Origin of the sequence: Roseicyclus amphidinii (assembly GCF_030163755.1) — a bacterium.
Classification (GTDB): domain Bacteria; phylum Pseudomonadota; class Alphaproteobacteria; order Rhodobacterales; family Rhodobacteraceae; genus Roseicyclus; species Roseicyclus amphidinii.
The window spans coordinates 20,312-45,813 of sequence record NZ_JASJOE010000020.1; the positions used below are offsets into that span (position 1 = coordinate 20,312).

Here is a 25,502-nt window from a genome sequence, read left to right on the forward strand (position 1 = left end):
GTACGCGGTGTGTACGGGGTGTGTACGGGATGTGACGCGGGCGCTCAGTCATGGGCGACCCCAAGGTAAGCGTCGATCACCTCCTGGTTCGAGCGCACCTCGGTCGGCGTGCCGTCCCCGATCTTCTTGCCGTAATCCATCACGACCACCCGGTCGCTCAGGTCCATCACGACCCCCATGTCATGCTCGATCAGCACGATGGTGGTGCCGTATTCATCATTCACGTCGAGGATGAAGCGCGACATGTCCTCCTTCTCCTCGACGTTCATCCCCGCCATGGGCTCATCCAGCAGCAGGATGGACGGCTCCGACACCAGCGCGCGGGCCAGTTCCACCCGCTTCTTCAGGCCATAAGGCAGGCGGCCCACGGGCGTCTTGCGGATATGCTGGATTTCCAGGAAGTCGATGATTTCCTCGGCTTTTTGCCGGTTCGCCACCTCTTCGCGCTGCGCCTTCCCCCACCAGAACGCCTGGTCCAGAAGGCTCGCCTTCATGTGGTTCAGGCGACCGGTCATCACGTTGTCCAGAACCGTCATCCCCTCGAACAGCGCGATGTTCTGAAAGGTCCGCGCGATGCCCTGCCGCGCCACCTGGAAGGGCCGCATCTGCGGGCGCTTCGACCCGCGATAGATCACCTCGCCCTCCTGCGGGTTGTAGAACCCCGAGATGACGTTGAGCATGCTCGACTTGCCCGCCCCGTTCGGCCCGATGATCGCCCGGATCTCGCCCTCGCGGATGTCGAAACTGATGTCCTTGATCGCCACCACACCGCCGAAACGCAGCGTGATGTTACGCATCTCCATCACCACCCCGCCGATCTGGCGGCCATCGGCGGTGACGTAACCTTCCTCAGTGGAATCAAGCATTTACTCGGCCCTTTCCCGTGCCGCCTGGCCGGAGCGAAAGATCAGCGCCCCCACCAGCCCGTAGATCATCAACGCGATCAGCGCCCAGATCAGACTGTCCTCCCAGACCTGCGGCATCCCGAACAGAAGCGCCGCAACCCCGCAGATCCCGATGGCTCCGCCCTGCACCGCCGCGGCCCCCGTGGTCAGGTATCGCCCCGCGACCCAGGAGGCCGCGAAGCCGAGCAGGAACAGGCCAGCCGCAACCAGCGTCATTCCGCCGCCACCTTCGCCGGCGCGCCCACGTCCACCGTCGCCGCGTCGCGGATCTCGAGCGTCGCGCTGATCTTGCCCTTGCGCCCGTCCTCGTAGGTCACTTCCGTCTCGGTGTATTGCGAGGTCTTGCCGGAATAGAGCGCGTCGATCAGGTCGTGGAACTTCTCCTCGATGATCCGCCGCCGCACCTTGCGCGTGCGCGTCAGTTCGCCATCGTCGGCGTCCAGTTCCTTGTGCAGCACGAGGAAGCGATGCACCTGGCAGCCCGAGAGCATCTCGTCGCCCGCAACCGAGCGGTTCACCTCCTCCACATGGCCCTGGATCGTCGCCAGAACCCGCGGATGCCCCGCAAGCTCCTGGTAGGAGGCATAGGCGATGTTATTGCGCTCGGCCCAGTTGCCGACCGCCGTCAGGTCGATGTTGATGAAGGCCGTGCAGTAGTCCCGCCCGTTCCCGAAGACCACGGCCTCGAGGATGTTGGGGAAGAATTTCAGCTTGTTTTCAACGTATTTGGGCGCAAACAGGCTGCCGTCCGCCATCTTGCCCACGTCCTTGGCGCGGTCGATGATGCGCAGGTGCCCGGTGTCCGGCTCGATGAAACCCGCGTCGCCGGTGGCGACCCACCCCTCCGGGTCCTTGGTCGAGGCCGTGCTTTCGGGGTTCTTGTAGTATTCCACGAACACGCCGGGCGAGCGGTAATAGACCTCGCCCGTGTCGTCGATGCGCAGCTCCACACCCGGCGAGGGCACGCCGACCGTATCGGGCCGCACCTCGTTGTCGGGCTGCTGGGTGATGAAGACCGAGGCCTCGGTCTGCCCGTAAAGCTGCTTCAGGTTGATGCCCAAGGCGCGGTAGAAATCGAAGATTTCCGGCCCGATCGCCTCGCCGGCGGTATAGCCCACGCGGATGCGCGTCAGGCCCAGCGCGTTCTTCAGCGGCCCGATCATCAACAGGTTGCCAAGCTGGTATTTCAGCTTGTCCATCCCGCCCACGCTCTTGCCGTCCAGCAGCTTGGGGCCAACAACCTTGGCGTGTTCCAGGAAGTAATGGAACAGCCGCCGCTTGATCGGCCCGGCATCCTCCATCCGGATCATCACGCTGGTCAGCAGCGTCTCGAACACGCGCGGCGGCGCGAAGTAATAGGTCGGCCCGATTTCGCGCAGGTCGGCGAGCGTGGTGTCGGCGCTCTCGGGGCAGTTGACGCAGAAGCCCGTCCACATCGCCTGCCCGATGGAAAAGATGAAATCGCCCACCCAGGCCATCGGCAGGTAGGCCAGCACCTCGTCATGCGGGTCGAGGTGGTCGAACTCGCTCGACGCCTTGGAGGTCATGATGATGTTGCGGTTCGACAGGACCACGCCCTTGGGCTTGCCCGTCGTGCCCGAGGTGTAAAGCATCACGCAGGTCGAGTCGAAATCCAGCTCGCCCTCGCGCGCCTTCAGCTCACCCGCGAAGCGGTCACGGGCCGCGCGCCCCTCGGCCTGCACATCGGTCAGCGCGTGCAGCTTGGAATGGTCGTATTTCCTGAGGCCGCGGGGGTCCTGGTAGATGATATGCTCGATCTGCGGCACGCGGCCCTGCACCTCGAGAACCTTGTCGACCTGCTCCTGGTCGCCGCAGATCACGAAGCGGGCAAAGCAGTGCTCCAGCACATAGGCCATCTCTTCGGCGACCGCGTCCTGGTAGAGCGGCACCGGCACCGCGCCGACCTTTTGCGCCGCGACCATGGACCAGTACAGCGCCGGGCGATTGCGCCCGATCACGGCGACATGGTCGCCCCGGTTCACCCCCAGCGCCAGCAGGCCATAGGCGATCGCGTCGATCTCCTCGGCGGCCTCGGCCCAGGTCCAGTTCTGCCAGATGCCCAGCTCCTTCTCCCGGTAGGCCGGTTTGGAGCCGAACTGCGCCACGTTCCGCGCCAGAAGCGCGGGCACGGACTGGGGAACACCCTGGGGCGTGTCTGTGTGAGCCAAGTCTCTTCCTCCCTTCGCCGGGCTTCCTCCTTCCCGGCGTCCACGGTGCGCCCTTGTCGGGCCGGGCGACTCCCGTCGCCGTACCGTGACACACAATCGGTCGCGGTCAAGTTTTACCCCAGTTTTGCGCAATCCTAACGAATTGTAACATCGCCACGCCCGTGCTTGACGGGGGACGCAACGGGGGGCAGCGATGAAGGAGGGAGGACAGGAGATGCCGCAGAAGGCGGGCACCGATCACCTGACGCGCGCGGGCCTGAACCTGATCCAGCAGGCGCTGTCGATCTATGACGCCGACCTGCGCCTTGCGGTCAGCAATCGGCCCTTTCAGACCATGTTCGGCCTGCCGGAACGGCTGGTCACGCCGGGCGCGCGGTTCGACGACACCATCCGCTACCTCGTGGAGACCGGCGAATACGGCGAGATCGACGACGTGGAGGGCTTCATCCGCGCCCGCGTCGCGCAGGCCAGCACCTTCGAGGCGCATTACATGGAACGCCGCCGCGCCAACGGCCGGACCATCAGCGTCGAGGGCTCCCCCCTGCCCGAGGGCGGCTGGGTCACGGTCTACACCGACATCACCGCCATCAAGCGGCAGGAAGAGCTGTTGCGCGCCCGGTCCGAGGAGCTGTCGGACCAGGTGCTCGGCTACACCGAGGAGCTGGCCCAGACCAACCGTGCGCTCGAGGCGACCATCGCCCAGCTGGAGGAGGCCAAGGCCGAGCTGACCGAGATGGAGGCGCGCATCCGCCTCACGACCGAGATGACGCCCGCCCATATCGCCCGCGTCGACCGCGAGGGCGTCTACACCTACACCAACCGCCGCCTCTCGTCGCTGCTGCCGGGGCGGCAAAGCGACATCGTCGGCCTGACCTTCGAGCAGGCGCTGGGGCACGACACCGCCACGCGGCTCAGGCCCTTTCTCGCCCGCGCGGTGCAGGGCGAGGCCAGCGTTCACGAGTTCACCGAAGGCGAAACCGGCCGCCGCATCCGCACCGCCTTCACCCCCGACCAGTCCGCGCCGGGCGAGGCGATCACCGGCGTCTACCTGCTCTCGACCGACCTGACCGAGGAGGCCCAGGCCCGCGCGGCGCTGGCCCAGACCCACAAGCGCGAACTGGCCGCCCAGCTGACCAGCGGGCTGGCGCATGATTTCGCCAACCTGCTCACCATCATCCTCGGGCTTCAGGGGCGGCTGGAAAAGCTGCCGCTTCCCCAGGGCGCGCAGGAACTGACCGGCGCGACCCGGGCCGCAGCGCGGCGGGGCGGCGACCTGCTGAACAAGATCGCCCGTATCACCGGCCCGCGCGAGATGCGCGAGGCCCCAACCGTGCTGGCCGATTTCCTCGGCACGCTTGCACCGCTCGCCCGTGCGCCCCTGCCACCCGAGATCGCGCTGACCATCGAGAACCGCGTCGCGCACCCCGCACTGATGCTCGACACCGGGCCCTTGCAGGACAGCCTGTTGAACCTTGTCCTGAACGCCCGCGACGCCATCGGCGGCAGGCAGGGCGAGATCACGATCCGCCTGACGGCGGTGCAGGACACATGGCTCGACATCGCGGTCTCCGACACCGGGCCGGGGTTTTCCGAGGCCGCGCTGGCACGCGCGCTCGACCCGTTCTTCACCTCCAAGGGCGACGAGGGGTCGGGGCTTGGCCTGACCATGGTCTACGACGCGGCGAAACTCGCCGGCGGGCAGGTGCGGCTCGAGAACCGCGCGACCGGCGGCGCTTGCGTGACCCTGCGCCTGCCCCTGAAGCCCGCCGAGGCCGAGGCCCGCCCGCGCCTCGTTCTTCTCGTGGAAGACAAACCCGAGATCCGGGCCGCCGTCCGCGACGGCCTGACCGACCTCGGCCACCAGGTGATCGAGGCCTCCACCGCCGAAGAGGCCTTGGCGCTGACCGACATTCCCGGCCTCGACTGGGTCCTGTCCGACATCCGCCTCGGCCTCGAGGACGGCGTCGCGCTGCTGGGCCGGATCGCGGCAAGACAACCGGGGCTGAAGCTCGCGCTGATGACCTCGCTGCCCGAAACCGACCCGCTCCGCACCCACGGGGCCGCGCGCTGGCCGGTGCTGCCGAAACCGGTGGACGGCGCGGCGCTCCACGCTCTCCTGATGCAAGAGGCCGCCGCATGACCGCCCCCCTCGTCACCATCCTCGACGACGAGCCGCAGATCCGCGCGCTTCTCTCCGAGACCCTGACCGAGGCCGGTTTCCGCACCGCCTCCTACGCGCGGGCGACCGAGTTCGAGGCCGCGCTGGCGCGTGCCACGCCCGATGTCTGTCTCGTCGATCTCGGCCTGCCCGACCGCGACGGGCTGGCGCTGGTGCATCGGCTGGCGCTGGAATCGGGGGCGGCGATCATCATCATCTCGGGCCGCGCGCAGGTGCAGGACCGCGTGACCGGGCTGGAGCTGGGCGCCGATGATTACATCATAAAGCCCTTCGACCCCGCCGAAGTGGTGGCCCGCATCCGCGCCCGCCTGCGCCAGCCCAAGACCGCCGGTCAGGCGCAGGACACCGCGCGGTTCAACGGCTGGACCGCGCATTTCGACCGCTACCTCCTGACCGCCGAGGACGGCCGCGAGGTCAGCTTTTCCCACGCCGAGGGCGAGGTGCTGCGCCTGTTCCTCGAGGCGCCCAAGCGCCTGATCTCGCGCCAGCAGATGCAGGAAACCCTGGGCGGGGCGGCGGGCGAAAGCTTCGACCGGGCGATGGATGTCCGCATCTCGCGGCTGCGCACCAAGCTGGGCGAAGACCCGAAGAACCCCCGTCTGATCAAGACGATCTACGGCGCGGGCTACATCTTTCTCGGCGACGTCAGCTGGAGTTGAGCGGGCGCAAAACTGCAGTTTTGCGGATCGGAAAACTGCAGTTTTCCGCTACCCCGCCAGCCGCCCCGCGGCGTCGGCCAGCACCTGCAGCCCGGTCACCAGGTCGTCCTCACCCGTATCCTCGGCGAAGTCGTGGGAAATCCCCCCGATCGACGGCACGAAGAGCATCCCCACCGGCATCAGCCCGGCAAGGTTCGACGCGTCATGCAACGCCCCCGAGGGCATGGCCCGCCAGCGCCCCGGCGCGACCGCCTCGGCGGCCTCCCGCAGCGCCGCCTGCATCGCAGCGTCCATCGGCATCGGCGCAAGATCATGGCGCAGCCGCTCCGTCGTGACGGGACAGCCGGTTTCCTCGGCCACATCCTCCAGCAACTGGTGGATCACGGCCTCCATCCGGTCCAACCGCCCGGCGTCGATATCCCGCCATTGAAGCGAGAACTCCGCCCGCCCCGGCACCACCGATTGCGAGCCGGGATGCAGGCGGATATGCCCGATGGTCCAGACCGAGTCGGGCGTCACGATATTGGCGAAGCGTTCCTCCAGCCGGGTTGCGATCTTCGCGGCCACGGTGAAGGCGTCCTTGCGCATCCGCATCGGCGTGGTGCCCGCGTGGTTCTGCTGACCCCGCACGGTCACCTGCAATTGCCGCAGGCCGACGATTCCCGTCACCACGCCCACGGCCTCCCCGGCCTGGTCCAGCACCGGCCCCTGCTCGATATGCATCTCGAGGAACCCGGTGAACCGCGCCGGGTCGAGGAAATCCCCCGCCCGTTCCCCCAGAAGCGCGCGCGCCTCGGCAAAGCCGGTGCCGTCGATGGCGGTCAGCCCGTCGGCGGCCTCGAGCGGCAGCTTGCCGGACCAGACCGAACTGCCCGTCAGCGCGCCGAAGCGCCCCTCCTCGTCCTGGAAACTGACGCAGGAGACAGGCGGCCCCCCGCGCTCACGCGCCGCGCGCGCCACCTCCAGCCCGGCGATGACCCCCAGCGCGCCATCAAGCCACCCGCCCTCGGGCTGGGTGTCGGAATGCGAACCGACCAGCAGCGACCGCCCCTCGGCCAGGCCGAAGAGATTGCCCACCGGGTCGATTTGCGGCGTCAGCCCAGCCTCGGCCATGCGCCCCGCCAGCCAGTCACGCGCGGCGATATCCTCGGCCGAAAAGGCGCGGCGGCGCACCCCCTTGGTCGCCCCGTCGCCGCCGAAACGGCGCAGCGCGTGCAGGTCTTGGAGAAAGCGGGCGGGGTTCACGAGAATGCTGGTCATGCCCCCTTCATATCGCGCCCGAGGGGACCGTCCAGCCCCCGCGGCCAAGCCAGGGCCCATCCGCTCCGCCCCACGAACCGCCATTAACCTTAACGGGCCCCGTCCCCTGCTTCATCTTGGCAAATACAACTCCCGCCGGAGGCTCCCGCACTCTCCACCCACACCACCGCGCGGACATCGCGCACCGGTCTTGCACATCGCGCCCCCGTCCCCCATCACGACCCCGACAGCTAAAAGGGGAACGACATGGGCGAACTGGTTCTCGTGCGCCACGGGCAGGCGAACTCCGCCGCGCAGGACGAGACGGGCTATGACCGCCTCTCCGATCTGGGCCATCAACAGGCGCGCTGGCTGGGCGAGTGGCTGCGCAGCCACGACGCCCCCTTCGACCGCGTTCTGATGGGCTCGCTCCGTCGCCACCGGGAGACCGCCGAAGGCATGGGCGACATGGGCGCCGAGGCGGAGATCGACGCCCGCCTGAACGAGCTCGACTATTTCAACCTCGCCCAGGCCCATTCGAAGGCCACGGGCAAGCCCGCCCCCACGCCGGACACCTTCGTCAGCCATATCATCGACATCATGCAGGCTTGGCACCGCGCCGAAATCCAGGGCGAGGAAAGCTACGCCAGCTTCGAGGCCCGCGTCGCCGAGATGCTGACCATCGCCGCGCGGCCGGGTCGCCGGGTTCTCTGCGTCACCTCGGGCGGCGTGATCGGGATGATGGTGCGCCATATCCTCGACCTCGACATCGCGCGCATGGCGCATCTGCTGGTGCCGATCCGCAACTGCTCGATCCACCGGGTCATGGTCCTGCCGCAGGCGCAGATCCTCGCGGGCTTCAACGCGACCCCGCATCTCGACACCCCCGACCGCATCCATGCCCGGACGGAGTATTGAGGCCATGACGCATCTCTGGCTCCGCGCGGAACAGCGCCCGAACGAGGATCGCACGGGCCTGACGCCCGAGGGGGCCAAGGCGCTGATCGACGCGGGCTTCCGCGTCACGGTCGAGGAGAGCCGCAGCCGCTGCATCCCGCTGCAAGGCTACATCGACGCGGGCACCGAGACCGCGCCGGAGGGCAGCTGGCCCGACGCACCGCGCGACGCCATCATCTTCGGCCTCAAGGAACTGCCCGAAGACGGCACGCCCCTGCCGCATCGGCACATCATGTTCGGACATGCCTACAAGGGCCAGCCCGCGGGCCGTGTGCTGCTCGACCGGTTCCGCGCGGGCGGCGGCACGCTCTACGACCTGGAATACCTCGTGGACGAGACCGGCCGCCGCCTCGCCGCCTTCGGCTACTGGGCGGGCTATGCCGGGGCCGCCGTCTCGACCCTCGCGCTGATCGCGCAGGCCCGCGGCACCATCTGCGGCCCGGTTTCGACCTACCCGGATGCCAAGACCCTGACCGACGAGATCGCCACGGCCCTGCGTGCCGAAACCCTCGCCCCCCGCGCCATCATCATCGGCGCGAAGGGCCGCGTCGGCACCGGTGCCGCCGATTTCTGCCGCGCGACGGGCATCGAGACGACGCTCTGGGACATGGCCGAGACCGCCCATGGCGGCCCCTTCCCCGAGATCCTGGCCCACGAGATCTTTCTCAACTGCATCCTTGCGATGCCCGGCGTGCCGGTCTTCCTGCCCGAGACGGCGAAGACCGCACCCCGCGCGTTGCGGGTGGTGGGCGACATCGCCTGCGACCCGACCTCGGATTTCTCGCCGATCAAGGTCTACGACTGCACGACGGATTGGGCCGCGCCCGCGCTGCGCAGCCATGACGACCCGCCGCTCGACGTGATGGCGATCGACAACCTGCCCTCGCTCCTGCCGGTCGAAAGCTCGCGGGATTACGCCGCGCAGCTTCTGCCGACTCTGCTGACCCTCGACCGGATCGACACCGGCGCATGGGCCCGCGCCAAGGCCGCGTTCGACCGCCACGCGGCCCCCACGGATCACACCGCGTAGGCCACCATCGTCAACAGCTCGTAATCCGCGACTTGCGCGTCATCCTGATCGTAGAGCGTGACGGCCCAGCGCACCTCGCCATAGCTGTCGGTGCGCCGCGTCTTGCGCCGCGCGGTCAATCGGACATGGAGGCGGGCACCGGGGCTGACGGGCTTCTGGAACCTCAGCCCGTTCAGCCCGGTATTCGCCAGAACCGGCCCCGGATCGGGCTGCACGAACAGCCCGGCGGCAAAGCTGAGCAGCAAGTAGCCATGCGCGACCCGGCCGGGGAAGAACGGGTTCGCCGCAGCGGCGACCTCGTCCATGTGGGCGTAGAACGTGTCGCCGGTGAAATGGGCGAAGTGTTCGATATCCTCCAGCGTGACCTCGCGCGGGGCGGTGACGATCGTGTGGCCGATCTCGATCTCGTCGAAGGTCAGCTTGAAGGGGTGGGTCGGCGCCGCGATCTCCTCGGCGCCCGGCACCCATTGGCCGGTCACGCCGGTGAGCATCCGGGGGCTGCCCTGCACTGCGACGCGTTGCATGTAATGCATCACGCCGCGGATGCCGCCCAGCTCCTCGCCCCCGCCCGCGCGGCCCGGCCCGCCATGGGTCATGTGCGGCAGGGGCGAGCCGTGGCCGGTCGCCTCGCCCATGCTGTCGCAGTCGTTGATGTAGACCCGCCCGTGCCACGGCCCGGCCTCCTGCACCACGGCACGCGCGACCGCGGGGTCATGGGTGATGACCGACAGGACAAGCGAGCCGCCGCCGCGATTGGCCAGCCGCGCGGCATGGGACAGATCGCGGTAGGGCATCAGGGTGGCGACGGGACCGAAGGCCTCGACCTCATGCACTTGGGTGGCTCCGTCAGGGTCTATACAGCAGTATAGAGCCGGTTTCAGATAGGCCCCGGCCTCGGGGTTCTCCGCCTCGATGCCCAGGGCCTCACCGGTGAAGACCGGCTGAACCTCGCCCGCGAATGCGGCCAGCCGCGCAATGACATCGGCCTTCTGCTCCTGCCCCACCAACGCGCCCATGCGCGTCGTCTCGAGCCGCGGATCGCCGATGCGGGTGGTCGCCAGCCGCGCGGCAATCGCCTCGGCCACCGGGTCCATCATCGCCTCGGGCAGGATGATCCGGCGGATCGCGGTGCATTTCTGCCCCGCCTTGGTGGTCATCTCGCGCGCGACCTCCGTCACGAAGAGGTCGAACTCGGGCGCGTCCCGCGTCACGTCCGGGCCGAGGATCGTGGCGTTCAGACTGTCCTGCTCCGCGATGAACCGCGTGCCTGCGCGCAAAAGCCGGGGGTTTGAGCGCAGCGCATACCCCGTATCCGCCGAGCCGGTGAAGCTCACCACGTCCTGCGGCCCCAACCGGTCAAGCAGGTCGCCCGTGCCACCGATCACCAGTTGCACCGCGCCATCGGGCAACAGGCCCGACTCGATCACCATGCGAAACGCCACCTCGGCCAGGTAGGCCGTCACGCTTGCCGGCTTCACGATGCAGGGCACGCCGGCCAGAAGCGCGGGGGCAAGTTTCTCGAGCATCCCCCAGACGGGAAAGTTGAAAGCGTTGATATGCACCGCCACACCCTGCAGCGGCACGGCGACATGCTGTCCAAGGAAACTGCCCTTGCGCGACAGCTGCTCCAACCCGCCGTCGATGTGGATCTGCCCCTCGACCATCTCGCGCCGCCCCTTGGAGGCGAAGGCGAACATCGTCCCGATGCCGCCGTCGATGTCGATCCAGCCATCGGCGCGGGTGGCCCCGGTCAGCGGGTTCAGCGCGTAAAGCTCTTCCTTTCGGGCATCGAGATACTGCGCCAGCGCCTTGAGCATCCGGGCGCGCTGGTGGAAATCCATCGCGCGCAGGGCCGGGCCGCCGACCTGCACCGCGTGGTCGATCATCGCCCCGAAATCCAGCGCCGCACCGCCACGCGCCACGGCCTCGCCGGTGATCGCGGAATGCATCATCCGCGCGCTGTCGTCCGGGCCGATCCAGCGCCCGGCGGCATAGGACTGCAGGTCAAGCATGATGGTTCCTCCCTCGGGGATTATTCTTGACCGCTCGGTCGGCTTTGCGTCAAGCTTTCCGAAAAAGGGAGGGGTCGCGCATGACCGAGGAGGAGCGCGCGCGCCGGTCGGCCGAGGCGATGTGGGCCACGGACGCGGCGTCGCAGTGGCTGGGCCTGCGCCTGATCGACGTCGGGCCGGGCCGCGCCGTTATGGAGATGACCGTGCAGGATCATCACCTCAACGGGCATGGCATCTGCCATGGCGGCTTCATCTTCACGCTGGCGGATTCGGCTTTCGCCTTCGCCTGCAATTCGCACAACCGCATTGCCGTCGCGCAGCACAATTCCATCACCTACCTCAGCCCCGGCCAACCGGGCGAGATCCTGCGCGCCGAAGCCGTGGAAGTGGCTCTGACAGGCCGTTCGGGTCTGACAGACGTGACAGTGACGGGCGGCGACGGGCGCAAGGTGGCGCTGTTCCGCGGTGCATCGCGGCAGATCAGCGGACAACATTTCGAGGAGGACGCGTGATGGAGGACAGGACCCCGAGGCGCGAGGACCTGGACCCGATCGAGATCGCCTCGCGCGACGAGATCATGGGCCTGCAACTGGACCGGCTGCGCTGGTCGCTGCGCCACGCCTACGAGAACGTGCCGTTCTACCGCGCCAGCTTCGACGCGGCGGGCGTCCACCCCGACGACCTGCGCGAGCTGTCCGACCTGTCGAAGTTCCCCTTCACCGTGAAACAGGACCTGCGCGACAACTACCCTTTCGGCATGTTCGCGGTGCCCCGCGAGCAGGTGGCGCGCATCCATGCCTCCTCCGGCACCACGGGCAAGCCGACCGTGGTGGGCTACACCGCGCGCGACATCGACACATGGGCGACCTGCGTCGCGCGGTCGATGCGCGCCAGCGGCACGCGGCCGGGCGACGTGGTGCATGTGGCCTACGGCTACGGCCTGTTCACCGGCGGGCTTGGCGCGCATTACGGCGCAGAAAGGCTGGGCTGCACCGTCGTCCCTGTCTCGGGCGGCATGACGGCGCGGCAGGTGCAGCTGATCGAGGATTTCGGCGCCTCGACCATCATGGTCACCCCTTCCTACGCGCTGTCGATCCTTGACGAATACCGCGACCAGGGGCGCGACCCGCGCGAAAGCCCCCTGCGCGTCGGCATCTTCGGGGCCGAGCCCTGGACCAACGCCATGCGGCAGGAGATCGAACGGGCCTTCGACATGCACGCCGTCGATATCTACGGCCTGTCCGAGGTCATGGGCCCCGGCGTCGCCAATGAATGCGTCGAGACGAAGGACGGGCTGCACATCTGGGAGGATCACTTCTACCCCGAGGTGATCGACCCCGCCACCGGCGCGGTCCTGCCAGATGGCGAGCAGGGGGAGCTGGTCTTCACCTCTCTCACGAAAGAAGCCTTTCCGATCATCCGCTACCGCACCCGCGACCTGACCCGGCTTCTGCCGGGAACCGCGCGCAACATGCGCCGGATGGAGAAGGTGACGGGCCGCTCCGACGACATGATGATCCTGCGCGGCGTCAACGTCTTCCCGACCCAGATCGAGGAACAGCTGATGGCCACGCCGGGCCTTGGCCCGCATTTCCAGATCGAACTGACGCGGGAGGGGCGCATGGACGCCATGACCGTGCATGTGGAGGCCGCTTCGGGCCCTATGGGCACAGACAGGCTCGAACAAGCCGCGCAGAGCCTGAAACATCGCATCAAGGAGCGCGTGGGCGTGACCGTCGAGATCATGGCCCATGGCTCGGGCGGGGTGCCGCGCAGCCAGGGCAAGGCGGTGCGCATCATCGACAAGCGCCCGCGCGGCTGATGGCGCGGGGGCTGGCGCGCGACCACGCCGAAAAGCGCGCGGCGATCCGGGCCGGTGCCGCGCGCTATTTCGCGGCCGAGGGCTATGCCCGCGCCTCGATGGCGGGGGCGGCGCGGGCCTGCGGCGTGTCGAAGGCGCTGCTTTATCACTATTACGACGGGAAAGAGGCGCTTCTGTTCGACATCCTCGAACAGCATCTCGGCGCGCTGGCCGCCGCCGTCGAGGGTGTCGCGCCCGACGGCCCGCCCGAGGCGCGGCTGCGCCGCCTGATCCACGCGATCCTCGCCGAATACGAGGATGCCGATGCCGAGCACAAGCTGCAGCTCGACGCGCTGGCGCTTCTGCCCGGGCCGATGCAGACGCCGCTTGTGACCCTGCAACGCCGAATAGTATCTGACATGAGCCGGACGCTCGAGGCGATCCGCCCCGGTCTTGGCCCCCGCCGCGGGGCGGTCACGATGAGTGTCTTCGGCATGCTCAACTGGGTCTACATGTGGCATAGACCCGACAAGGGCATGAGCCGCGCCTCCTATGCCGACCTGGCCACCGACCTGGTGCTTGGGGGCCTGCGCGGGCTCTGATCCCGCGTGGTTCACCGGATGGCCTTGGTTTCGCCACCCGCGCCGGGCTAGGGTGCGCCGGGGCAGAACAACCCGAGAGGCACGGGTGGCACGCAAGACCGAGACCGGGACCGGCACACAGGCGAAGACGACAGAGGCGAACACCGGCACGCGCAGGCGCAAGCCCGCGCCGCCGCCATCGCGCCTGCGCCGTGCGGCGCAGACGTTGCGGCGCTGGCTGATCCGCGGCACCGCCGCGGTTGTCCTGCTGACCTTTGGTTGGGTCGGGCTCTACGCCCTCGTCCCTGTTCCCACGACCGCCTACATGATCGCCGAAAGCCGCCGCCTCGGCGGGGTCGAGCGCGACTGGGTCCCGATCGAGGAGATTTCGATCCACCTGCAACGCGCCGCCGTCGCGGCGGAGGATGCGAATTTCTGCCTGCACTGGGGCTTCGACATGTCCGCCATCCGCGACGCCATCGCCGATGGCGCGCTGCGCGGTGGCTCGACCATCAGCCAGCAGACGGTCAAGAACGCCTTCCTCTGGCACGGGCGCAATTGGCTGCGAAAGGCGTTGGAGGCCGCGATCACCCCGGTGATGGAGCTGATCTGGCCCAAGCGCCGCGTGCTGGAGGTCTACCTCAACGTCGCCGAGTTCGGCGAGGGCGTGTTTGGCGCCGAGGCCGCGGCGCGGCATCACTTCGGCATCGCCGCCGCCGATCTGACGCTTCGGCAAGCCGCGCTAATGGCCGCCGTTCTGCCAAACCCGCAGGCGAGAAGCGCCTCCGCACCGTCGGATTTCGTCGACCGGCGCGCGCGGTCCATCGCCGACGGAGCCGCGACGATTGCGGCTGACGGGCGCGACAGTTGCTTTGCGAATTGAATTTTCCCGGCGTTTCACGACATAGAGAGCCAGCCTGAGAGAGGATCCGAAAGCCCCATGGCGCGCCTTTATCATTTTGCTTTATCCCCCTTTTGCCGCAAGGTCCGGCTGGTCCTGGCCGAAAAACGTGTCGAGGTTGAGCTGATCGACGAGAGATACTGGGAACCGACCACGGAATTCCTGCGCCGCAATCCCGCGGGCAAGGTGCCGGTTCTCAAGATCGACGGCATGCACCTGACCGAATCGAACGCGATCTGCGAATACCTCGAGGAGACACGCCCCGAACCGCCGCTGATGCCCTCCGACCCCAAGGCCCGCGCCGAGGTGCGGCGGCTGATGCATTGGTTCGACGACAAGTTCCACCACGAGGTGACGGCGAACCTGGTCTACGAGCGCGTGAACAAGAAGATCATGCGCGGCGGCTATCCCGATGGAAAAGCCGTGAAAACCGGCGCGCAGCAGATCAAGTATCACCTCGATTACATGGCATGGCTGCTGGATCACCGGCGTTGGCTGGCGGGCGACGCGATGACCATGGCCGATTTCACCGCCGCGGCGCATCTGTCCTGCCTCGATTACATCTCGGACGTAGATTGGAACCGCTCCGACGTGGTCAAGGACTGGTATGCCAAGGTGAAATCCCGGCCTGCCTTCCGCTCGATCCTCGCCGACCAGATCCCCGGCTTCATCCAGCCGCCGCATTACGCGAATCTCGACTTTTGACCGATCTGAAACACGCCCTCCTGACCGAGGCCCGCGCGGCGGGCTTCGCAAGGGTGGGCATCTGCCGGCCCGACGCGATCCCCGAGGCCGCCGGGCGGCTGGCCGAGTTCGTGGCCCAGGGGCGGCACGGGCAGATGGCCTGGATGGCCGAGCGCATGGGCTGGCGCAGCGACCCCGCGGCGCTCTGGCCCGAGGCGCGTTCGGTCATCATGCTGGCCGAGCCCTACACGCCGAAGGGCGATCCGCTGGAGGCGATCACGCGGCGCGACCGGGCCACGATCAGTGTCTACGCGCAGAACAGGGACTATCACGACCTCGTCAAGAAGCGGCTGAAGCGGGTCGGTCGCTGGCTGCTGGACGCAGCCGAGCGCGAAACTGCAGTTTCGCGTCCCGGAAAACTGCAGTTTTCCGCCCCGCCCCAGATCAAGGTTTTCGTCGATACCGCCCCGGTGATGGAGAAACCGCTGGCGCAGGCCGCGGGCCTTGGCTGGCAGGGCAAGCACACCAACCTTCTATCGCGCGACCTGGGCAACTGGTTCTTCCTCGGCGCGATCTTCACCACCATCGAGCTTGAGCCGGACCCGCCCGAGCATGAGCATTGCGGCAGCTGCACCGCCTGTCTCGACATCTGCCCGACCGCGGCCTTTCCCGCACCCTTCCAGCTCGATGCGCGGCGCTGCATTTCCTACCTGACCATCGAGCACAAGGGCCCTGTGGACCTCGAGCTGCGCGAGAAGATGGGCAACCGCATCTATGGCTGCGACGATTGCCTTGCCGTCTGCCCCTGGAACAAGTTCGCGGCGGAGGCGACGGAATTGCGCTATGCTGCGCGGGCCGAGCTGGAAAGCCCGCCGCTGGAACAGCTGGCCGCGCTTGACGATGCCGGGTTCCGGGCGATGTTCGCGGGCAGCCCCATCAAGCGGATCGGGCGCGACCGCTTCGTGCGCAACGTGCTCTACGCGATCGGAAACTCGGGCGAGAAACGGCTCGAACCAGCCGCGCAGAGCCTGATGGATGACCCCGACCCCACGGTCGCCGAGGCCGCCCGCTGGGCGGTGGAAAGGTTGAGATGAAGCTTCTGATCTTCGGCTATGGCTACACCGCCCGCACCCTCGTGGCCGAAATGAACCCCGCGCCGGGCGAGACCCGTGTCACCACGCGCAGCCCCGACAAGGCCGCGCAGCTCGAGGCCGAGGGCCTGACCGCCCGCGTCTTCCCCGGCACCGACATGACCGCGGACCTGCATTGGGCCACCCATGTCCTGATCACCGCGGGGCCCGAGGACGGGCACGATCCCGTCCTTGCCCATGCGCGCGACGCCATCGTCGCCGCCGCTGACGGGCTGGTCTGGGTCGGCTACCTCTCGACCACGGGGGTTTACGGCGACCATTCCGGCGGCTGGGTGGACGAGGAGACGCCCCTCACCCCCTCCACCGCGCGGGGCCGCGCGCGCGTCGCCGCCGAGGGCGAATGGCAGGCGCTGTACCACGCGCACGGTCTGCCGCTGCACATCTTCCGGCTGGCGGGCATCTACGGGCCGGGGCGCGGCCCCTTCGCCAAGGTGCGCGAGGGCACGGCACGGCGGATCGTGAAACCGGGGCAGGTCTTCAGCCGCATCCATGTCGAGGATATCGCGCAGGTGCTTGTCGCCTCGATGGCGCATCCGCAGGCGGGTGCGGTCTACAACCTCTGCGACGATGACCCGGCTCCGCCGCAGGACGTCATCGCCCATGCCGCCGAGCTGCTCGGCCTGCCCGTTCCGCCCGAGGTCCCCTATGACGAAGCCGAGCTGTCGCCCATGGCGCGCAGCTTCTACGCCGAATCGAAACGCGTCGATAACCGCCGCATGAAGGAGGAGCTGGGCATCCGGCTGCGCTATCCCGACTACCGCGCCGGGCTGGCTGCGCTGCTCTCCGCCGATGGTGCATGACACCCCTGCACAGGCCCCCCGGACTGCGGTATACGGGGCGAAAATCATTGGCATGAGCAGTCAAGATGACCCCCGTCCTCACCCGCCGTTCCACGCTGGGCCTGCTGGCCTCGTCCGCCGCGCTTGCGGCCTGCGAACCGTCGCGCTTCATCGCGTATGATGGGCCCGCGGTAACCCGAATCGAGGTGCAGAAATCCGCGCGGCGGATGCACCTTCTGAACCACGGGACACTGCTGGAGAGCTACGACATCGCGCTGGGCTTCGCGCCCGAAGGGCACAAGACGACCGAAGGCGACGGGCGCACGCCCGAAGGGCGTTACTTTATCGACCGGCGCAACCCCAACAGCGCCTTCTACCTGTCGCTGGGAATCAGTTACCCCAACGCCGACGATCTCGCGCAGGCGCGGGCGCGCGGGGTCAGCGCGGGGGGCGACATCTTCATCCATGGCACGCCCGAACCGCGGAAGAATCGCGGCGACTGGACGGTCGGATGCATCGCGGTGAAGAACCGCGAGATGCGGCACATCTATGCCGCGGTGCGGGACGGAACGGTGATCGACATTCACGCCTGACACCGGCGCTCAGGCGCGGTCGGCGCCATCGCCCAGCAACAGGCACCACCAGATCTTGCCGCCCCCCGTCTGCACGACACCAAGGCCCATGTCGCGCGCCCGCGGATCGACCAGCACCGCGCGCGTATCGGCCCGGTTGAACCAGGCGGTGACGGTCTGCAGCTCATCCTCGTAGCTTTCCGCGATGGTCTCGCCCAGAACGGTGCCGCGGTAGCCTGCGCGCCCTGCCCGTTCGACCGGCGTCGCGCCGTCCGGGCCCAGATGCCCGGCCCGGTTCCGCGCCGCCATGTCCCGCGCATGGGCCGCCGCGGCCGCGTTCAACGCCGCATCGAGGGCCACGGGCGGGGCATCCGCGGCATGGCGCTGCGCGTTCACGCCGTCGCGCGCGCGCGACCGGATGCGCGCGACATCGGCCGGGTCGATCCGGTAGATCGCCGGCAGCGTCACCCCGTTCGGGCCAGGCCGCGGCGCGGGCCGCAGGCAGCCGGGCAACGCGGCCAGCGCAGGCAGCGCGACCGAGGCGGTCAGGATATGGCGGCGTGTCATCATCATGGTCCGCCCCATCCTACGAAAAACCGTTCAGATTTCGTTGATGACGCGCGCGGCGACAGCGGCTACACCACGGCCGTGCGCGAAAGCACAGGGCTTTTCGAAGGGCCGATCCGCGCATTCGCCCGACCCCGCGACCATCGCCACTCAGGTGTTGCTTATTTGACGACACCGGGGCAATCCTGTTGTCAGGCCAATTTCCGATGCATTGCAATCGCATGGCATTGCTGTTTAAAGAATTGGCACGAGGTACAGTCTTGGGTGCCCTGACCTTGCGCATAGTGCGTGAAAATGGGCGTATCTTGGAGGATACAATGAAGAAACTCGCTCTCGCTGCTGCTCTGTCGGTCGTCGCCACTGGCGCGTTCGCAGGCGGCATCATCGAACCTGCGGTCATCGAGCCCGTCGTCATCGTGGAAGACACCTCTTCCTCGGCTGGCGGCATCCTGGTTCCGGTGCTGGCACTGATCCTGATCGCAGCTGCAGTCGCAGCCAACAACTGATCTGACGCAAGTCACTCGGTTACGGGAAAGGCGGTCCTTCGGGGCCGCCTTTCTTGCTTCTGGCGCTGTCTTCTGGTGCTGTGAAAGCGGACCACCGGGCACCGCGTGCAAGTCGCGGGGCCACACGGGCGTGACCTTCACCCGCCGGTGCCGGTTTCCGCCGCGATCTGCGCCCGCGACTTGCGCGCGCGTTCCGTCGCCGATTTCAACTGCCCGCAGGCGGCCATGATATCCTCGCCCCGCGGCGTGCGGATGGGCGAGGCATAGCCGGCCTTGTAGACGATATCGGCGAAGCGCTCGATCCGCGCCCAGTCCGACCGCTCATAGGGGGCACCGGGCCATTCGTTGAAGGGAATGAGGTTGATCTTGGCCGGGATGCCCCGGATCAGCCTGACCAGCCGCCGGGCATCCTCGTCGCTGTCGTTCACGTCCTTCAGCATCACGTATTCAAAGGTGATCCGCTCTGAATTGCTGGCCTTGGGATAGGCGCGCAGCGCATCCAGCAGGGTCTCGATGTTCCAGCGTTTGTTGATCGGCACCAGCGTGTCGCGCACCTCGTCCGTGGTGGCGTGAAAACTGACCGCCAGCATGCAGCCGATTTCCTCGGCGGTCCGGGCGATCTCGGGCACAACGCCGGAGGTCGACAGCGTGATCCGCCGACGCGACAGCGCGATCCCCTCGCCATCCATGGCGATCTTCATCGCGTCACGCACATTGTCGAAGTTGTAAAGCGGCTCGCCCATCCCCATCAGCACGATGTTCGAGATCAGCCGCGGCCGCTCGCCCATGCCTTCGCCGGGTTCGGGCCATTCGCCCAGGTCGTCGCGCGCCATCATGACCTGGCCGATGATCTCGCCCGCGGTCAGGTTGCGCACCAGCTTCTGCGTGCCGGTGTGGCAGAAGGAACAGGTCAGCGTGCAGCCCACCTGGCTGGAAATGCACAGCGTCCCGCGATCTTCCTCGGGGATGTACACCACCTCGACCTCGTGGCCGCCCGCGATCCGCACGAGATACTTGCGTGTGCCGTCGGCCGAGACCTCGCGCTTCACCATCTCGGGCAGTTCGATCACGAAACGGTCGGCCAGCTCGGCGCGATAGGCCTTTGACAGGTTCGTCATCGCGTCGAAGTCGCGGACCCCCCAGACATAGATCCACTGCCAGATCTGGCTGACCCGCATCTTCGCCTGTTTCTCCGGTGTCCCGGCGGCGATGAGCGCGTCGCGCATCCCCTCACGCGTCAGCCCGACAAGGTTGACGGGCCCCTCGGGCAGCTTGCGGGGAATGGTCAGGACATCCTGCGTGATCGGCGCAGAGGCGGACATGGGGCATATTCCTTTGAAGATTGGGGGCACATACAGCCATGTGCGCCCCCGCGCAAAGGGTTTTGCCGGGACGGACCGCGCCCGGTCAGCTCCCGCAGCGCGCCTCGGCGTCCTCGACAGCGGCGGTAAAGCCCATCAGCGAGAACGTATCCTGCGTCTGCGTGCCACGGCTCGAGCGCGCGGTCAGCACCGCGTCGGCGCCGCGCTTCATCGCCGTGATGATGCGCTGGTCATCCTGCGGAGAGGCCGGCCAAGCGTAACCCACAAGTTCACCCTCGTCGTTGGGGATATTTTCAGTGAAAAGTTCAAAGGTCGAATCGCCGATCTCCATCGTCACGGTCGAGCCATCGGCAAAGGGATAGCCGCCGGTGAAGGACGGTTCGCCCAGCCGCTCCTGTCCGGGCCAGAAACTGACGAACATCAGGATTTCACCGCGCCGCACCGACACGACGCGCCCGTCGCGGGTGTTGACCGTCTCGCGCGGGGTCGAGACGACCCAGCATTGCGTCGGATCATCCTCGACGAAGACCGACCAATCCGTCTCGGCGTTCACGCGGTTGGTGGATTCTTCCTGCGCCAGTGCCATGCCACCCACGGCAATCAGCACCGTCCCCGCCAGCGCGCCGACAAGCCAGTGTTTCATAAGTAGAGCCTCCGCCCCTTCTGCCTCTGGTCTGTGCCCGGTTTTTCATTCAGGTAGAGGGCGAGCCGCAGACCTTATCCACAGTGAACCTAATGGAAAGCGGTCAGCAGAAAAAGCCCCGGTGGCGGAAAATCGCCGGGTCGTGAAGGGGATGGGATCATGGGCGAAACGGCGGAACGTCTGGTCGAGGTCTGGCGCGGTGAGTTCTGCGAAAGCGACCACCGCGGGCATGTCGCGGTCTGGCACGCGGATGCGGGCCTGATCTGGGGTCTGGGCGATGTCGACAAGGTCTTCCTGCCGCGCTCCTCCTCCAAGATGATCCAGGCGCTTCCCTTGCTCGAGACCGGGGCCGCCGACGCCCATGGCCTGACCCCCGCGCATCTCGCGCTGGCCTGTGCCTCGCACAGCGGCATGACGGTGCATAGCGACATGGTCACGGCCTGGCTGGCCGATCTCGGCCTTGGCGACGCCGACCTGCGCTGCGGCGCGCATTACCCCTATCACGAGCCGACGCGCGACCGGATGGTCTGCGCCGAGCACGCGCCGGGGCAGTGCCACAACAACTGCTCCGGCAAACACTCGGGCTTCCTGACCGTGACCCGGCACCTCAAGGCCGGGCCGGAGTATGTCGACCCCGACCACCCCGTGCAGCGCATGGTGAAGACGGCTTGGGAAGAGCTGACCGACGAAACCTGCCCGGGTTACGGGATCGACGGCTGCTCGGCCCCCAACTTCGCCTCCACCGTCAAGGGCTTCGCCCGCGCGCTGGCGCAGTTCGCTGCGGCCAACGACGGCGCGGATGCGCGCCAGACCGCCATGGTCCGCCTGCGCGAGGCGATGATGGCCCACCCCCTGATGGTCGCTGGCGAAGGCCGCTCCTGCACGCGGCTGATGGAGGCGATGGGCCACCGCGCCGCGATCAAGACCGGGGCCGAGGCGGTCTTTGGCGCGATCGTGCCCGAGCATCGCATCGGCATTGCCGTCAAGATTGCCGACGGCGCGACCCGCGCCTCCGAAGCGGTGATCACGCAGCTTCTGGCGGCCCTCGGCCTGATCGAGGCCGGGCATCCGCTGGTCCGCGAGTATACCCACGGCCCGATCCTGAACCGCCGCGGCATCGACACAGGCCATTACCGCCTGACCGACGCGCTGACGGGCTGGCGCCCCGCGCTCTGACCGCGCCGCGCGTCACCCCGCCGACAGGATGCGCGGCAGCACCGGGACCGGGCAAAACCCCTCGGGCGCGCGGTCGCGGATCATCCCTTGCACCTCGGCCTTTTTCAGGGGCTTGGTCAGGTAGGCGTCGATCCCGGCGGAAAGGATACGCTCCCGGTCGCCGTCCATCGCGTGGGCGGTCATGGCGATGATCGGCACCGGCGGCAGCCCCTCCGCCGCCTCCTGCGCGCGAATCGCGCGGGTGGCGTCCAGCCCGTCCATCTCGGGCATCGAAATGTCGGTGAAGATCACGTCCGGCCGGTCGCGCCGCGCCGCCGCCACAAGCGCCAAGCCGGTCTCGACCAGCTCGAGGTCGAGGTCGAGCCCCTTGAGCATCGCGCGGAACACCAGCTGGTTGGTCTTGTTGTCCTCGGCCGCCAGCAGCCGCAGCCGCCTGCGCGCGGGCGCTGTCTTGCCCGCCGCCTCCTCCGGGGCGACGCCAAGGCAGAGGTCAAAGCCGAAACACGACCCCACCCCCGGCTCGGACCGCAGCCAGATCTCGCCGCCCATCACCTCGACCAGCCGCCGCGTGATCGCCAGCCCGAGGCCCGTGCCGTCGAACCGGCGCGTCGTCTCGGCCTCCACCTGGTTGAACTCGCCGAAGACATGGGCCTGCATCTCGGGCGCGATGCCGATGCCCGTGTCCTCGACCGTGACGCGCAGCGCCACCTCGCCCGGCGCGGGGGCCTCGGGGGCCTGCGCGACGCGCACGGTGACCGCCCCCGCTTCGGTGAATTTCACCGCGTTGCCGATGAGATTGGTCAACACCTGCCGGATGCGCCCGCGGTCGCCGATCACCCGCGTGGGCAGATCCGCCTCCACCTCCAGCCGCAGCTCGACCGGCTTGCCCTCCAGGCCGGGGCGCATCAGCTGGAAAATCTCCTCGACCAGCTGCGCCACCTCGCAGGGTTCGGCCCGCAGCACCAGCTTTCCGGCGTCGATCTTGGAATAATCGAGGATGTCGTTGATGATGACCAGCAGCGCCTCACCCGAGCTGCGGATCGTCTCGGCGTAAAGGCGCTGCTCCTCCGACAGCTCGGTCTCGCGCAGCAGCGCCGCCATCGAGACGACGCCGTTCATCGGCGTGCGGATCTCGTGGCTCATGTTGGCGAGGAAGGCCGACTTCGCCCGCGCCGCGGCCTTGGCCTTGTCCAGCGCACGCTCCAGCGCACGCTCGCGCCGGATGGTGTCGGTGATGTCCACGGCAAGGCTGACCGTGTCGCCCTCGGGCGTCCGCTTGTCGATCAGCCGGACATAGGCCCCGTTGAACAGGCGGATATCGACCTGGGGGATGCTGTCGCCCTCCCACCTTGCGCGCATCCGGCGGCGCCAGGCCTCGGGCCGCTCGCCCTGCAGATCGACAAGCCCCTCCTCGGTGGCGACCCGCAGGATCGCCTCGTAGCTGGCGCCGGGCGCGACATCGGCCGCGCCGTCAAAGGCGGCCATCCACGCGGGGTTGGCGATGACGAGACGCCAGTCGCGGTCGAACATGGCAAAGCCGTCCTCGACCGCGGTCAGCGCGTCCCAAAGCCGTCGCTCGGCCAGCACGGCCTTTTCGGTCGCCGCCTGCAACGCGGCCTGCGCCTGCGTGGACCGGCCCATGAGGGCCGCGTTCTCCTCGCGCTGTTCGATGACCTGCTCCGAGAGCGCGCGAGCATGGTCCGACAGCTTGCGATTGGCGGCGTAAAGCTCATCCGATCGCTGCGCCAGCAGGCGCTCGGCCTGCAGCCGCGCGCGCCGTTCGCGCGCCAGTCGGTCGTCGAACCCCCGGATGCTCATGCCTGTCCTTCCCCGCGCCCTCGCGGATGCGGGGCAGAGTGTCAGGACAGGCTGAACAACCGGTTAACGCCGCGCAGGCTGGGCACCATCGCCCGCGCGACGCGTCAGACCCGCTCGATGGCGAGCGCGATGCCCTGGCCGCCGCCGATGCACATGGTGATAAGCGCCTTCGAGCCTCCGATCCGCTCCAGCTCGTGCAGCGCCTTGACGGTGATGATCGCGCCCGTGGCCCCCACCGGATGCCCCAGCGCGATGGCCCCGCCGTTGGGGTTCACGCGGGCCGGATCGAGGCCAAGCCCCTTGTTCACCGCCAGCGCCTGCGCGGCGAAGGCCTCGTTCGATTCGATCACGTCGAAATCGCCGATGCCCAGACCCGTCCGCGCCAGAAGCGCCTCGACCGCCGGAACCGGCCCGATCCCCATCACCTCGGGCCGCACGCCCGCATGGGCGTAGCCGATCACCCGCGCCCGCGGCGTGAGGCCCGCGGCCTCGGCCGCTTCGGCCCGCGCGAGAACCAGCGCCGCCGCGCCGTCGTTGATGCCGCTGGCATTGCCCGCCGTTACGCTCCCGTCCTTCTGGAAGGCGGGGCGCAGCCCGGCCAGCGCCTCGGCCGTGGTGGCCTTGGGATGCTCGTCGGTGTCGAAGGCGACCATGTCGCGCTTCACCCGCACCTCGACCGGCACGATCTGGTCCTTGAAGCGGCCCTCGTCGATGGCCCGCCGCGCCCGCTGCTGGCTTTCCAGCGCGAAAGCGTCCTGCGCCGCGCGGTCGATCCCGTGCTCGGCGGCGACATTCTCGGCCGTCACGCCCATGTGCCCGGTGCCGAAGGGGCAATGCAGCGCGCCGATCATCATGTCGAGCGCGCGCACATCGCCCATCTTCTGCCCGAAGCGGGCAGCGGGAAGGATATGCGGCCCGTTCGACATGCTCTCGGCCCCGCCGGCCAGCCCGAACTCCGCATCGCCCAGCGCAAGCGACTGGATCACCGACACGATGGCCTGCGCCCCCGACCCGCACAGCCGGTTGACGTTCATCGCGGGCGCGGTGTCGGGAATGCCCGCCGCCATCGCGGCGACGCGGCTCAGATACATGTCCTTGGGTTCGGTGTTGATCACATGGCCATAGACCACATGCCCGATCTGTCCGCCCTCGACGCCCGCACGCTCCAGCGCGGCGCGGGCCACCACGGCCCCCAGCTCGGTCGGCGGCGTCGCGGCAAGGCTGCCTCCGAAAGTGCCGATCGCGGTGCGCGCAGCCGACAGGATGACGATATCGTCCATTCTCTCTCCCCTCCCTTGGAATCTTCGCTATTGGCCCGCAGCCGCCTCCGCGGGGCCAGCATGACGTCGCGTCGCGGCCTCGGTCGGCGACGTCATCGCCGCCATGCCCGCCAGGAACCCCTCGGCCCCCGGCCCCAGGCGCGCGATCAGCTCGGCCTGGTAGTCCTGCGCCGCACGGGCCAGTTCGGCCATCATCGCGCTGCCCTTCTCGGTCAGGGCCAGCACGACCAACCGGCGATCCCGCTCGCTGATGCGCTTGGTGACGATGCCCGCCTCCTCCAGCCTCGAGGCGGCACGGCTGACCTTGGACTTGTCCATGTCCACCCGCGCATGGATCTCGCGCACCGACACCTCGGCCTCCTGGCTTAGATGCGCCATGACGCGCCACTCCGCACGGCTCAGGCCGAACCGGTCCTGGTAGACCCGCGAAAACTCCCGGCTGAGCCGACCGGCCAGCACGGCGATGCGGTAGGGCAGGAACCCGTCAAGGACGAAAGGCTCGGACATGGGTGGCCCCCGTTCATTGCAACTGCAGCGAAGAATGCGAAAAA

25 protein-coding genes are annotated in these 25,502 nt (G+C 68.1%); 14 read left to right on the top strand and 11 right to left on the bottom strand.

The features are described 5' to 3' along the window. Positions 1-44 precede the first annotated feature (44 nt). From QQK83_RS08865 to QQK83_RS08875, 3 genes are read right to left on the bottom strand one after another with little or no spacing between them, the layout of a single operon-like run. Complete coding sequence (locus QQK83_RS08865) at positions 45-866, bottom strand: ABC transporter ATP-binding protein (protein ID WP_284263483.1); 822 nt, start codon at positions 864-866, stop codon at positions 45-47. Next, positions 867-1,121 carry a hypothetical protein gene (locus QQK83_RS08870; RefSeq protein WP_284263484.1) on the bottom strand — a complete coding sequence of 85 codons (255 nt, stop codon included), beginning with the start codon at positions 1,119-1,121 and terminating at the stop codon, positions 867-869. Beyond that, positions 1,118-3,094, bottom strand: coding sequence for an AMP-binding protein (locus QQK83_RS08875; RefSeq protein WP_284263486.1), 1,977 nt, complete (start codon positions 3,092-3,094; stop codon positions 1,118-1,120). Before QQK83_RS08875 ends, QQK83_RS08870 begins: the two co-directional genes overlap by 4 nt. A gap of 214 nt (positions 3,095-3,308) precedes the next feature. Here QQK83_RS08875 and QQK83_RS08880 point away from each other — a divergent pair, with 214 nt between their 5' ends. Beyond that, positions 3,309-5,234, top strand: a complete 1,926-nt coding sequence (locus QQK83_RS08880) for a PAS-domain containing protein (protein WP_284263542.1) — start codon at positions 3,309-3,311, stop codon at positions 5,232-5,234. Beyond that, positions 5,231-5,932 (top strand): response regulator transcription factor, encoded by a 702-nt coding sequence (locus QQK83_RS08885; RefSeq protein ID WP_284263488.1) that lies wholly within the window; start codon positions 5,231-5,233, stop codon positions 5,930-5,932. The genes QQK83_RS08880 and QQK83_RS08885 overlap by 4 nt, the downstream gene beginning before the upstream one ends. Before the next feature lie 48 nt (positions 5,933-5,980). On the opposite strand, the gene QQK83_RS08890 is transcribed toward QQK83_RS08885, so the two are convergent. Further along, on the bottom strand, positions 5,981-7,192 hold the full coding sequence (locus QQK83_RS08890; protein ID WP_284263490.1) for a hydantoinase/carbamoylase family amidase: 1,212 nt from the start codon (positions 7,190-7,192) through the stop codon (positions 5,981-5,983). A 246-nt stretch (positions 7,193-7,438) separates the two neighbouring features. On the opposite strand from QQK83_RS08890, the gene QQK83_RS08895 reads away from it, so the two are divergent. Continuing rightward, positions 7,439-8,089, top strand: a complete 651-nt coding sequence (locus QQK83_RS08895; RefSeq protein ID WP_284263491.1) for a histidine phosphatase family protein — start codon at positions 7,439-7,441, stop codon at positions 8,087-8,089. A gap of 4 nt (positions 8,090-8,093) precedes the next feature. Further along, positions 8,094-9,158 (top strand): saccharopine dehydrogenase, encoded by a 1,065-nt coding sequence (locus QQK83_RS08900; protein ID WP_284263493.1) that lies wholly within the window; start codon positions 8,094-8,096, stop codon positions 9,156-9,158. On the opposite strand, the gene paaZ is transcribed toward QQK83_RS08900, so the two are convergent. Continuing rightward, positions 9,146-11,170 (bottom strand): phenylacetic acid degradation bifunctional protein PaaZ, encoded by a 2,025-nt coding sequence (gene paaZ / locus QQK83_RS08905; protein WP_284263495.1) that lies wholly within the window; start codon positions 11,168-11,170, stop codon positions 9,146-9,148. The genes QQK83_RS08900 and paaZ overlap by 13 nt on opposite strands. An 80-nt stretch (positions 11,171-11,250) precedes the next feature. Between paaZ and paaI the strand changes: the two genes are divergently transcribed. The 8 genes from paaI (at position 11,251) to QQK83_RS08945 (ending at position 17,660) form a co-directional block, all read left to right on the top strand. After that, the gene (gene paaI / locus QQK83_RS08910) at positions 11,251-11,682 is read left to right on the top strand and encodes a hydroxyphenylacetyl-CoA thioesterase PaaI (RefSeq protein ID WP_284263497.1); all 432 of its coding nucleotides are present in this window, start codon (positions 11,251-11,253) and stop codon (positions 11,680-11,682) included. Then, positions 11,682-12,992, top strand: coding sequence for a phenylacetate--CoA ligase PaaK (paaK, locus tag QQK83_RS08915; protein ID WP_284263499.1), 1,311 nt, complete (start codon positions 11,682-11,684; stop codon positions 12,990-12,992). Before paaI ends, paaK begins: the two co-directional genes overlap by 1 nt. After that, positions 12,992-13,573, top strand: a complete 582-nt coding sequence (locus QQK83_RS08920; RefSeq protein WP_284263502.1) for a TetR/AcrR family transcriptional regulator — start codon at positions 12,992-12,994, stop codon at positions 13,571-13,573. Before paaK ends, QQK83_RS08920 begins: the two co-directional genes overlap by 1 nt. 85 nt (positions 13,574-13,658) lie before the next feature. Then, entirely contained in the window at positions 13,659-14,435 is a 777-nt protein-coding gene (gene mtgA, locus QQK83_RS08925; protein WP_417750342.1) for a monofunctional biosynthetic peptidoglycan transglycosylase, read from the top strand. A gap of 57 nt (positions 14,436-14,492) precedes the next feature. Continuing rightward, the gene (fzlA, locus tag QQK83_RS08930; protein WP_284263504.1) at positions 14,493-15,158 is read left to right on the top strand and encodes an FtsZ-binding protein FzlA; all 666 of its coding nucleotides are present in this window, start codon (positions 14,493-14,495) and stop codon (positions 15,156-15,158) included. Further along, complete coding sequence (gene queG / locus QQK83_RS08935) at positions 15,155-16,231, top strand: tRNA epoxyqueuosine(34) reductase QueG (RefSeq protein WP_284263506.1); 1,077 nt, start codon at positions 15,155-15,157, stop codon at positions 16,229-16,231. Before fzlA ends, queG begins: the two co-directional genes overlap by 4 nt. Then, positions 16,228-17,088 carry an SDR family oxidoreductase gene (locus QQK83_RS08940; protein WP_284263508.1) on the top strand — a complete coding sequence of 287 codons (861 nt, stop codon included), beginning with the start codon at positions 16,228-16,230 and terminating at the stop codon, positions 17,086-17,088. Before queG ends, QQK83_RS08940 begins: the two co-directional genes overlap by 4 nt. 65 nt (positions 17,089-17,153) lie before the next feature. Then, the gene (locus QQK83_RS08945) at positions 17,154-17,660 is read left to right on the top strand and encodes a L,D-transpeptidase family protein (protein ID WP_284263510.1); all 507 of its coding nucleotides are present in this window, start codon (positions 17,154-17,156) and stop codon (positions 17,658-17,660) included. A gap of 9 nt (positions 17,661-17,669) precedes the next feature. On the opposite strand, the gene dalA is transcribed toward QQK83_RS08945, so the two are convergent. Then, positions 17,670-18,212: a divisome-associated lipoprotein DalA gene (dalA, locus tag QQK83_RS08950; RefSeq protein ID WP_284263512.1), complete on the bottom strand. Its 543-nt coding sequence runs from the start codon at positions 18,210-18,212 to the stop codon at positions 17,670-17,672. 311 nt (positions 18,213-18,523) lie between these two features. Between dalA and QQK83_RS08955 the strand changes: the two genes are divergently transcribed. Then, positions 18,524-18,712, top strand: coding sequence for a hypothetical protein (locus QQK83_RS08955; RefSeq protein ID WP_284263546.1), 189 nt, complete (start codon positions 18,524-18,526; stop codon positions 18,710-18,712). A gap of 137 nt (positions 18,713-18,849) precedes the next feature. Here QQK83_RS08955 and rlmN read toward each other — a convergent pair whose 3' ends face one another. Both rlmN and QQK83_RS08965 read right to left on the bottom strand, forming a co-directional pair. Beyond that, a complete protein-coding gene (gene rlmN, locus QQK83_RS08960) occupies positions 18,850-20,034 on the bottom strand; it encodes a dual-specificity RNA methyltransferase RlmN (RefSeq protein ID WP_284263514.1) in 1,185 nt (394 codons plus the stop codon). Positions 20,035-20,119: 85 nt separating this feature from the next. Next, on the bottom strand, positions 20,120-20,677 hold the full coding sequence (locus tag QQK83_RS08965) for an invasion associated locus B family protein (RefSeq protein WP_284263516.1): 558 nt from the start codon (positions 20,675-20,677) through the stop codon (positions 20,120-20,122). Positions 20,678-20,836: 159 nt separating this feature from the next. Here QQK83_RS08965 and QQK83_RS08970 point away from each other — a divergent pair, with 159 nt between their 5' ends. Then, positions 20,837-21,853: an asparaginase gene (locus tag QQK83_RS08970; protein WP_284263517.1), complete on the top strand. Its 1,017-nt coding sequence runs from the start codon at positions 20,837-20,839 to the stop codon at positions 21,851-21,853. 12 nt (positions 21,854-21,865) lie between these two features. Here the strand turns inward: QQK83_RS08970 and QQK83_RS08975 are convergent, their stop codons facing one another. The 3 genes from QQK83_RS08975 to QQK83_RS08985 all read right to left on the bottom strand — a co-directional run bounded on the left by QQK83_RS08975 (position 21,866) and on the right by QQK83_RS08985 (position 25,458). Then, positions 21,866-23,671, bottom strand: coding sequence for an ATP-binding protein (locus QQK83_RS08975; RefSeq protein WP_284263519.1), 1,806 nt, complete (start codon positions 23,669-23,671; stop codon positions 21,866-21,868). Between the two features lie 104 nt (positions 23,672-23,775). Further along, positions 23,776-24,951 (bottom strand): acetyl-CoA C-acyltransferase family protein, encoded by a 1,176-nt coding sequence (locus QQK83_RS08980; protein WP_284263521.1) that lies wholly within the window; start codon positions 24,949-24,951, stop codon positions 23,776-23,778. A gap of 27 nt (positions 24,952-24,978) precedes the next feature. Beyond that, positions 24,979-25,458 carry a MarR family winged helix-turn-helix transcriptional regulator gene (locus tag QQK83_RS08985; protein ID WP_284263523.1) on the bottom strand — a complete coding sequence of 160 codons (480 nt, stop codon included), beginning with the start codon at positions 25,456-25,458 and terminating at the stop codon, positions 24,979-24,981. Positions 25,459-25,502 lie beyond the last annotated feature (44 nt).